Raw genomic sequence first — 10214 nt, forward strand, 5'->3', positions numbered from 1 at the left:
TTTTCTATATTTAATTCAGGGTATTTTTCAAAGGTAAATAAATATTTTTCATAATATTTCAGACTAGCATAAGCGCTTCTTAAGCCTTTATGTTTATAAGGAAAATAACCGCTTTCATTAGATTTCTCTGAACGTTCATTTAAATAATCTTGATGTTTTAAATACCAATAGTGTAGGTTACGATAAAACTCATTTTTATTATTTTCTTTAAGCTTTTTGACTAAAACTTTTAATTCCTTTCCTGCTAGGGATTTATGTTTTTTTCTCAACTTTCTCATCACCATCGCCACTAAATGAAAATGACACATTTGGGTTGGTGTATTCAATAAATCCTTAAGTAAGCCTCGCCGACCATCACAGGTAACTGATTGAATTGCATGATTTTTATCTCTAAATCTATTCAAAGCCAACTGATAATATTCATCCCTCTCTGTACTCACAATTTGATGATAAATGACCTTTTCACTCAAGCTATCCATTAATACTAAACCCCCAAATTCTCGCCCAAAGAAAGTGGTATCCATAATAATATTAAATAGGTTGAAATAGGGGAATTTAAGGCTGTTTTAGGGGCTTTATCGATATATCTTTGAATAGTTTTAACTGAGCATTGATATTTAATTGAGAGTTCTTTATAGGTTTGTTTTCCTTGTGAATAATCTTTCCAAATATCACTAGGATTTAATTTCTTTTGGAAGGTAAATGTTTTATTACAGGAGGTGCATTTATAGCGTTCAATATTATTTATTTTACCATGTTTATGAATAATTGAATTTTGGCAAAATGGGCAGTTTTTTGATTCATATTTCAAAAATGTGGGATAAAGGCTTGTAGTATAAGGCTTCACTACAGTTTTTTCCCACATTTTTGTCCATTACACTATTCTCCAATAACGAAATATCTGTAGTAACCTGTGTTCGCACACAAAAAAGTTATTCAATCATTGTGTTGCAGTTACATAATATAGCCCATTTTTATATTTGTTGATTATTGTTAACTTTAACTACACTTAGAAATCTTTGTATCGCTGGAGAAACATATTTATCTTTATGAAAAATATAATTAATCCCTCGTTCAAACTTTAAGTTTTTTAGAGGGATTTCAACCAATAGCCCGCTATTAAGTTCATTAGTAACTGCCAGTCTTGAAATAATAGATACGCCTAGTTCATTGATTACACAATGCTTTATTCCCTCTAGGCTATTAAATTCCATTATTTTTAATTGTGCAATTTGGTCAGTATTAAGATGCTGAAAAATAAATTTTCTTGTTTCAGAAAGGCTAGGTTTTATAATCAGTTGTTGCTGGCTAAGAGAGGCAAAATCACATTCTGTTTTTTCAGCCAGAGGGTGATTAGGTGAGGCAATTAAAATCAATTCATCAGACAAAAATCTATGTGTCTGGTATTTCTGAGGATCAAAATAAACTTGATCTGACATAATCAAAAAATCAATTTGATGATTTTCTAATTTTTGAATCAGTTGCTGTGACGGCAAAATTTGAATACTTAGCTCCACATTAGGTGAAAGCTGTTTATATTCTGCAATAATCTTCGGTAACAAATAAACGCCAACAAAATGGCTTGCACCTATAGTAATTTTTCCATAGTTAGGATCATCATATTGATGTAAATGCTCCATGGAGGTTTCCAAGGTGGAAAGCATTTGTTTTACATAGGCTCGGAAAATTTTGCCTTGCTCTGTTAAATAAAGTCTGTTGTTAATTCTTTCAAACAAAACCGTATTTAAGGATTCTTCCAATTTTCTAATTTTAATGCTGACCGAGGGCTGCGTACAAAAGAGCTTTTCTGCGGTTTCTGTTACATTCAAACACTCAGAAAGTACCATAAAGGTTTTAAGCTGACTTAAATTCATACTTTTCCATAAAAATTATTTATAGTTTGTATAGCATAATACAATTTTTTTATGCTTAATCAACTCTCTATAATCAAGTTGTTCTATAGATAAAATATGGAGTGATTAGCGATGAATGAAACAGTACTCTCAAACCCAGAAAGTCAGCCAGCCAAAAAGGAATGGCTAAAAAAACTTGGTATTCCGTTAGCTTTAACGGTATTGCTTGTGCTGATGTTTATGCCAACGCCCGATGGCTTAACAGTGCAAGGACAAAAAGCGATTGCTATTTTCTGTAGTGCTTTAACCCTTTGGGTATGTGGCTCAATCCCAATTTATTTAACCTCACTTTTGGTGATTATTCTATTACCATTAACTCAAACCGTTGAGAAAGACAAAGTTGTCTTCGCCACACTTGGCTATGATGTGATTTGGTTGATGGTATCTGCTTTTGTTCTGACTTCGGCAATGATTAAATCTAATATTGCCCGACGTTTTGCGTTATGGATGATTACCCATTTTGGGCAAACACCACGCAAAGCAATGTTTGTTTTAGTATTAATTAATTTTATATTAGTATTCTTTGTACCTTCTACAACAGCTCGTGCTTCGTTGATGGTGCCAATTTGTTTGATTTTATTGGAAATTTATCGTGCAGTACCAGGGGAAAGCAATTTTGGTAAGTTAATGATGCTACAAGGTGTGCAAGCTGATGCCATTGCAACATCGGGCGTAATGACGGGAACTGCCGCAAACATTATCGCAGTGGGCTTTATCAATAAACAAGCGGGCGGTGATATTGGTTATATTGATTGGCTTATGGCATCTTTCCCGATTGCCTTTATTGCAATAATGCTCTCTTTCTTAATCGGCTTTAAACTTTTCTCCATGAAGAAAGAAACGCACTTTGCTGAAGCCTTATCTCGTCTTAAAGCAGAATACCAAAAATTAGGTCGTTTAACCTTGGATGAAAAGAAAGCCATGGCGATCTTCTTACTTACCGTTTTACTTTGGGCGACAGAAGATTATCAAAAAGCCTGGTTTGGATTCAAAATTAGTGTTTATATGACCGCCGTTATCGCAGCCGTTCTCTGTTTAATGCCAAGAATAGGTTTGCTTACTTGGTCTGAAGCTAAAATTAAATGGGATTTAATGTTGTTTGCTGCAGGCGCTTATGCGGCAGGTAACACTTTAGAATCGACCAAAGGTGCACAATGGATTATGGATAAAGTCGTTCATGGCTTAGGTTTAGAAACAATGAGCCATACGGCGGTTTATATTGTTGTTATCTTTGTTTGTATGTACAGCCATTTAATTTTTACCAGTAAAACTGTCAGAACAACTATTCTCATTCCATCGATTATTGCCTTAGCACAATCTCTTGGAATGAACCCTGTGACATTAGCTTTAGCGGCTTCCTTCACATTAACTTACACCATTACCTTACCACCACATTCTAAAGTGAATACCATTTATTTTGCGACAGGTTACTTTAGTGTATTAGATCAAATGAAATATGGCTTAATTACTTGTTTTATTAGTGCCACTATCATTTGTTTATCGGTATTTACTTGGTTCCAGTTACTGGGATATAGTTTATAAAAACTGAGGTAATTTATGCGGTTAATTTTATTACGTCATGGCGAAACATTGTGGAATCAAGAACATCGCTTACAAGGGCATCAAAATTCGCCTTTGTCTGAAAAAGGGATTCAGCAGGCAAAAGCTATTAAACCTTTGATTGAACAATTTTCGCCTAAATATGTGGTGAGTTCTGATTTAGGACGAGCCTTGCAAACAGCGGAAATTATTGGTTGTACCAATCCTACTCAAGATAGCGAACTTAGAGAACTCGCAATGGGGGAGTGGGAAGGCTGTAAAAAGCAAGAGATTATGGCGGAAAATCCAAGGTTATATCAGGCTTGGCGTGATGGTGATTATACTCCACAAGGCGGCGAAAGCTGGCAAGCATTCTGTCAGCGTATTTCACAGGCATTATTGAAGTGGGTTAATCAATATGATGGTGATATCCTAGCAATTGTGCATAGTGGTGTTATTCGAGCGGCTTGCGAAACCTTGGTCTCTCTTTCAACCAAACATCTTCTGCCAGTCACTCAAGGAACCTTAACGATTTTTGAAATCAGCCCAGATTTGCCAATTAAACTGGAGGCATATAATTTAGGAAGTTTTATTCCTACTAGCAATGTAGCAGACTAAAGCCCAAAGATTATTGGTTTGAGAACTTAGTAAAAAAATAACCGCACTTTGCTCCCTTTTGAATCAAAGTGCGGTTTGTTTTTGGCTAGATTTTTTGCTCAGGCACTACAGACTGTTAACAAAATACAAATCCCAAACCCCATGTCCAAGCTTATGACCACGTTGCTCGAACTTGGTTAAAGGGCGGAAATCTGGGCGGGGGATGTAATTATTGGTTGCAGAAGTATTGCATAAACCTACCGCACTTGTGAGTACTTCCAGCATATGTTCCGCATAATTTTCCCAGTCTGTTGCCATATGAATAAAGCCATTTGGCATAAGTTTTAGTTGAACCTGTGCGACAAAGTGCGGTTGGACGATGCGGCGTTTATGATGTTTTGCTTTATGCCAAGGATCTGGGAAAAACAACTGTAACCCACCAAGACTGCCGTCTGCGATACAATCACGTAAAATTTCTGTTGCATCATGGCAAATTACGCGTAGATTTTTCACTTGTTTTTCAACAGCATAAGCAATACAAGCCCCCACGCCTGGTGTATGTACTTCAATTCCAAGATAATTTTTATCCGGATTTTGCATTGCCATTTCTACTAAAGATTTACCCATACCAAAGCCAATTTCTAAAATTACGGGATTGGTATTGCCATAAATCTGAGTAAAATCAAATGCGGTGGTTTGATGTTCAAGCCCTAATTCTGCCCAATTATCATTCATCATATTACGTTGAAATTCGCTTAAACGCCCTGTGCGTAACACGAAGCTACGAACCTTGCGTTTATAACGGCCATCTTCAGTAAATTCGGCGATTTCAACGGTTTTGCGTTTTTGATCGGCAAAAGTTATTTTTTGTTCTGTCATTTTATTTGTTTGGTTGCTTATTGTGAGGGCGAATTATAAGTATTTTGAAGGGAAATATAAAGTGCGGTCAGTTTTAGCGAAATAATTAAGTTATTAGGGGAGATGTTCTATAAAAAATGCTACACTTATTTTCATTTTTATTCCCCCAATTATGCAGGCTCAATCTAATTCTCATGCTCCTTTTGCCCATGCGGTACTTGAATGGTATCAGCAGTTTGGGCGTAAAAATTTGCCTTGGCAGCAAAATAAAACCCTATATGGTGTTTGGTTGTCTGAGGTGATGTTGCAACAAACCCAAGTTGCAACAGTGATTCCTTACTTTCAGCGTTTTATTAAAACTTTTCCAAATATTACCGCACTTGCGAATGCCCCTTTAGATGAGGTTTTGCATTTGTGGACGGGGCTTGGTTATTACGCAAGGGCTCGCAATTTACATAAGGCAGCACAGACCATAAGAGATGAGTATCAAGGAGAATTTCCCACGGACTTTCAGCAAGTGTGGGATTTATCTGGTATTGGGCGTAGTACAGCTGGGGCGGTGTTGTCTTCGGTGCTTAATCAGCCTTATCCTATTTTGGATGGCAATGTAAAGCGAGTGCTAGCGCGTTATTTTCAGGTGCAAGGCTGGACTGGCGAGAAAAAAGTAGAAGATCAGCTGTGGCAACTCAGTGCAGAAGTTACGCCAAGAGAGCTGGTGGCAGATTTTAATCAAGCGATGATGGATTTGGGGGCGATGGTTTGCACTCGTTCTAAACCTAAATGCTTACTTTGCCCCTTGGCACAAAAGTGCGGTGCAAATTTGCAAAATAATTGGGCTGATTTTCCAGCTAAAAAGCCAAAGAAATCTTTGCCTGAACGAGAAAGTTATTTTTTGATTTTAGAACATCAAGGTAAGGTTGCACTTGAGCAACGTCCAAACTCGGGACTTTGGGGCGGATTATATTGTTTTCCTCAATTTGATTCTCAAGCAGAATTATTGGCTTATCTATCGCAACAGGGTATTCAACAATATCAACAATGGACGGCATTTCGTCATACTTTTAGCCATTTTCATTTGGATATTTATCCTATTTATGCACAAATTTATGCACAGGCTCAAACTGAAGAATTAGAACTGGATCGTACAAATTGGAAAAAAATTACAGAAAATGAGGCAGAATATGGCTCGGCTATATCAAGTGCGGTTAAATATTGGTATGATCTGGCAAATCCGAGCCAAATTGGCTTGGCTACGCCTGTTAAGAATTTATTAATCGAATTGCAAAAAAGGAAATAATTATGGCAAGAAACGTATTTTGTGCTTATTTAAAACAAGAGGCTGAAGGATTAGATTTTCAGCTTTATCCTGGCGAATTAGGTAAGCGTATTTTTGATAATATTAGTAAACAGGCTTGGGCTGATTGGTTGAAAAAACAGACTATGTTAGTCAATGAGAAAAAACTCAATATGATGAATGCTGAACATCGCCAATTATTAGAACAAGAAATGGTAAATTTCCTATTTGAAGGAAAAGATGTTCATATTGAAGGTTATGTTCCTCAAACAGAAAAATAAATATGAAAAAATATATTGTATTGGCTATTATTCCTTTTCTTTTCGCTTGTAGCAGCTCCACAATAAATAATGATTATGATGAAGCTTTTGCTAAAGATACGCGAGGATTAGATATTTTAACTGGGCAATTTTCCCATAATATTGATCAAATTTGGGGCGTGAATGAACTTCTCGTAGCAAGTAGAAAAGACTATGTAAAATATACTGATGGTTTCTATACACGTAGTCATATCAGCTTTGATGAAGGCTCTATTATGATTGAAACTTTGGGCGATACAAGCCGTTTATATCACTCTATCGTTCATACTTTATTAATGGGCTCTGATGCTAAAGGTATAGATTTATTTGCGTCCGGTGATGTGCCTATTAGTTCTCGCCCATTCCTTGTTGGCTTAGTTGTTGATCATCAAGGTGCTCAAATTAAAAATACAGCAACAGCAGGTCATTTTGCCAATTATCTTTTACAGAATAAGTTACAAAGTCGTCGTTTAGCTAATGGGCGTGTTGCTCAATATGTTGTGATTCCAATGGTGGCAAACCATGTGGCTGTTCGAGCTCAACGCTATCTACCTTTAATCCGTAAATCTGCTCGACGTTATGGCATTGATGAAAGCCTAATTCTTGGCATTATGCAAACGGAGTCAAGTTTTAACCCTTATGCGATAAGTTATGCGAATGCCATAGGTTTGATGCAAGTTGTCCCTAATACCGCAGGACGAGATGTTTTCCGTTTAAAAGGTTTAAATGGACAACCGTCAAAGAATTATTTATTTGATCCAGCTAAGAATATTGATGCTGGAGTAGCTTATCTAACTTTATTAAGAGATAAGTATTTAGATGGTATTAGCAATCCGACCTCAAAACGTTTTGCCATGATTTCTGCTTACAATAGTGGTGCAGGGGCCGTTTTAAGAGTATTTGATAACGATCGAGATATGGCTATTAACAAAATTAATCGTTTATATCCAGAGCAAGTTTATCGAATTCTGACAACAATGCATCCTTCTGCACAAGCAAGAAATTATTTGTTGAAAGTAGATAAAGCACAAAAGAATTATAGGGTTATTAAGTAATCTAAAAGAAAAAAATCGCTAATATGAAAATTTATTGTTAGCGATTTTTTTGTCTTTCCAATTGTTTGCTGAACTATGTATCTTTATTCCATAACCAAGCGGCGCCACGTACACCACTAGAATCGCCGTGCAGAGCTTTACGAATAGGGGTATGAAATTCCTTACCAAAAATATAATTTGGCATTAATTTAGGTACATTAGTATAGAGTCTTTCGATATTACAAACGCCACCTGCAAACACAATGACATCGGGATCTAAGATATTCACATAGGAAGCCAAAGATTTTGCTAAACGACGCTCGTAGGCTTGAAGCGATTGTTCAGCAATTTCATCGCCCTGTTCCGCAAGAGCAACAATTTCATTACCTTTCAAGCGATTACCCGAGCGGCGTTCATAGTCATCACATAATCCTGTACCTGACACAAATTGCTCAATACAGCCTCTTTGCCCACAATAACAAGGTGTGGATTCTGCAACCGCCCGCTCTTCTTCATCTTGCCAAGGTAATGGATTATGTCCCCATTCACCACCGATACCGTTGCCACCATTATGAGGCTTGCCATTAATGACAATACCAGAACCGCAGCCAGTGCCTAAAATTAAGGCTAAAACCACCGCACTTCCAGCACCTGCCCCGTCTGTTGCTTCGGAGACCGTCATACAATTCGCATTGTTTGCCATACGAATTTCACGATTTAATAATGTTGCCAAATCCTTATCAAAAGGTTGTCCATTTAACCATACTGAATTCGCATTTTTTACTTTATGACTAAAAGGTGAAACTGTGCCTGGAATGCCAATTCCAACTGTACCAGTCATACCTGTTGCAGCTTCGGCATCATCGACCAAGCCTTTAATTGCCATTAAAGTGTCTTGATAAGATCCTCTTGGCGTAGCTACTCGCTTGCGGAACAGTTCTTGACCTTGTTCTGAAAGGGCAATAACTTCAATTTTTGTTCCACCTAAATCAATTCCAATTCGCATAAAAACCTCTTATTTTACAAATATAATTTTTTTCTAAGTATTATCTAACTACTCTTATTTCACCTCAATGATCTTTTTACTGATTAAGCTTATGATAAAATCAGTAATGATTAAGATAACACTGGGTTATGTTTTTTTAGCTATTTTTAATCATCTGTTGGCTTATTTACAAGCATATTGTGTATTAAACAGGCAAGCAATTCAGTTTTTTTAATTTTTTTTAAATTATTGTTGACTTAGGAAGGAAAAAAACGTTTAATACGCACCACTAAGACATTGCCTCGATAGCTCAGTCGGTAGAGCAGGGGATTGAAAATCCCCGTGTCGGTGGTTCGATTCCGCCTCGAGGCACCATATATTCCTCCTTAGTTCAGTCGGTAGAACGGTGGACTGTTAATCCATATGTCGCTGGTTCAAGTCCAGCAGGAGGAGCCAAATTTTTAAACCCGCTATGAACTAGCGGGTTTTTTATTACTAGTAATCTAGCTGTCATAGTAAAATATTTTTACTTTATTATTTTGTTTATAACTAAATTATATATTTTAATAAATTCTAAAAAGGCTGAACAAGATCTAGTATCTAGTTCAGCCTATTTTATTATATAGATTTTTACTCTTATATATCTTTAACAAACATTAATTTAACAGTTTTTAAACCAGCGTTTTTCAAGCCTTTGTTTAGCTTTTTTAGAGCGTACTCTTTTTCTGATTTAGTTAATACATGAACATTTTTATATAAAAGTGCAGCAGTAAAATTCCAGAATAAAGCTAAGTTGACAGGAATGCCTTGTTGTTTTAGCTCAATATAACAATTTACAGAACCTTTCAGTTTAAAAGATTTTACATCTGTTATATTGATTTTGGAGAGGAGTCTTTCGTGCTTGATTGATAAATTGGGAAGATCCTTTATACGTTTTTGTTTAGCAAGTGTCTCTGCGGTTTTTTTAGTCCTAACTTGTGCTAGGGATAAAAGGAGAATATATTTATAATGTTTTTTGTTATTCCTTATTTCACATGGTAATTGATAATAATTACTTATACTTAATTGAGGATTAGGTGTAACAGCTAGATAAGATAAGGCCCCTAAGCTTTCTAAGTATCTTGCAAGCTTATTCTCTGCTCTGATATAGAATATACCTTGTTGGTATAGTCCAAACATCAAATCTTGTTTAAATAAACCATAACCTGAAAATAAATTTTTTGCTGTTATAGTTCCTATAAGCTCTGTAAGTTCAGCTACTATCTCTTGTGTGTTTTTTAATGTTTTAGTCATAGTTTGACCTCAATTGTGACTATATTAAACAACTTAGTTTTGACTAGATTATCGCTCTCTAGCCAAGTTAAGTTATAACATACACTAATGTCTTTCTTTAAAATAACTTTATAATTTTGTTGTGATTTTGTGACAGAGATCGAGTATTTGTAAAAAAATTTTGTTTTTTTGAGAGTTTTTTGCCGTGCGTTTATTTTAGAGTGTCTAAAAATTAGACATGTTAGTAAGATATAGGATTATAGTGTTTAGATTAAGATTAAAAAGTATAAAATTTCGGCATGCGAAAATTTTTTTGCAAAAAGTGCTTGCAAAGATTTTCGAAATGCCTATAATGCGCACCACACAACGACACGCTGTTGTGAAGTTTTGAAAAATACAGTGTGTCGTTGTTTTTTGTTCTTT

Annotated in this window: 10 protein-coding genes, 2 tRNA genes and 1 pseudogene; 7 read left to right on the plus strand and 6 right to left on the minus strand. The window is 35.9% G+C overall.

The annotated features are described in order from the left end of the window. The 3 genes and pseudogenes from B0186_RS12095 to B0186_RS10975 all read right to left on the minus strand — a co-directional run. Positions 1-479 (minus strand): annotated as a pseudogene (locus B0186_RS12095) (IS256 family transposase, variant Zn-binding type); the annotation flags it as partial. Between the two features lie 5 nt (positions 480-484). Next, complete coding sequence (locus B0186_RS12100; protein WP_172459652.1) at positions 485-865, minus strand: IS1 family transposase; 381 nt, start codon at positions 863-865, stop codon at positions 485-487. 109 nt (positions 866-974) lie between these two features. Further along, positions 975-1874: a LysR family transcriptional regulator gene (locus B0186_RS10975; protein ID WP_078219465.1), complete on the minus strand. Its 900-nt coding sequence runs from the start codon at positions 1872-1874 to the stop codon at positions 975-977. A gap of 111 nt (positions 1875-1985) precedes the next feature. Between B0186_RS10975 and B0186_RS10980 the strand changes: the two genes are divergently transcribed. Both B0186_RS10980 and B0186_RS10985 read left to right on the plus strand, forming a co-directional pair. Then, positions 1986-3455, plus strand: coding sequence for an SLC13 family permease (locus tag B0186_RS10980; RefSeq protein ID WP_078219467.1), 1470 nt, complete (start codon positions 1986-1988; stop codon positions 3453-3455). Between the two features lie 15 nt (positions 3456-3470). Further along, positions 3471-4070 (plus strand): histidine phosphatase family protein, encoded by a 600-nt coding sequence (locus tag B0186_RS10985; RefSeq protein ID WP_078219469.1) that lies wholly within the window; start codon positions 3471-3473, stop codon positions 4068-4070. A gap of 105 nt (positions 4071-4175) precedes the next feature. Here B0186_RS10985 and trmB read toward each other — a convergent pair whose 3' ends face one another. Further along, complete coding sequence (gene trmB / locus B0186_RS10990; protein WP_078219471.1) at positions 4176-4928, minus strand: tRNA (guanosine(46)-N7)-methyltransferase TrmB; 753 nt, start codon at positions 4926-4928, stop codon at positions 4176-4178. 151 nt (positions 4929-5079) lie between these two features. Between trmB and mutY the strand changes: the two genes are divergently transcribed. From mutY to mltC, 3 genes are read left to right on the plus strand one after another with little or no spacing between them, the layout of a single operon-like run. Then, complete coding sequence (gene mutY / locus B0186_RS10995; protein WP_078219472.1) at positions 5080-6204, plus strand: A/G-specific adenine glycosylase; 1125 nt, start codon at positions 5080-5082, stop codon at positions 6202-6204. Between the two features lie 2 nt (positions 6205-6206). After that, on the plus strand, positions 6207-6482 hold the full coding sequence (locus B0186_RS11000) for an oxidative damage protection protein (RefSeq protein WP_078219474.1): 276 nt from the start codon (positions 6207-6209) through the stop codon (positions 6480-6482). A gap of 2 nt (positions 6483-6484) precedes the next feature. Then, on the plus strand, positions 6485-7555 hold the full coding sequence (gene mltC, locus B0186_RS11005) for a membrane-bound lytic murein transglycosylase MltC (protein ID WP_078219476.1): 1071 nt from the start codon (positions 6485-6487) through the stop codon (positions 7553-7555). Between the two features lie 73 nt (positions 7556-7628). Here mltC and mak read toward each other — a convergent pair whose 3' ends face one another. Next, on the minus strand, positions 7629-8540 hold the full coding sequence (gene mak / locus B0186_RS11010; protein ID WP_078219478.1) for a fructokinase: 912 nt from the start codon (positions 8538-8540) through the stop codon (positions 7629-7631). Between the two features lie 278 nt (positions 8541-8818). Here mak and B0186_RS11015 point away from each other — a divergent pair. After that, positions 8819-8894: transfer RNA gene (locus tag B0186_RS11015), tRNA-Phe, on the plus strand. Between the two features lie 5 nt (positions 8895-8899). Continuing rightward, a tRNA-Asn gene (locus B0186_RS11020) sits at positions 8900-8975 on the plus strand. Between the two features lie 180 nt (positions 8976-9155). Here B0186_RS11020 and B0186_RS11025 read toward each other — a convergent pair. Next, positions 9156-9812, minus strand: a complete 657-nt coding sequence (locus B0186_RS11025) for a TfoX/Sxy family DNA transformation protein (RefSeq protein ID WP_078219480.1) — start codon at positions 9810-9812, stop codon at positions 9156-9158. Positions 9813-10214: the final 402 nt, after the last annotated feature.

It is taken from the genome of Canicola haemoglobinophilus (genome assembly GCF_002015075.1).
Taxonomy (GTDB): Bacteria; Pseudomonadota; Gammaproteobacteria; order Enterobacterales; family Pasteurellaceae; genus Canicola; species Canicola haemoglobinophilus.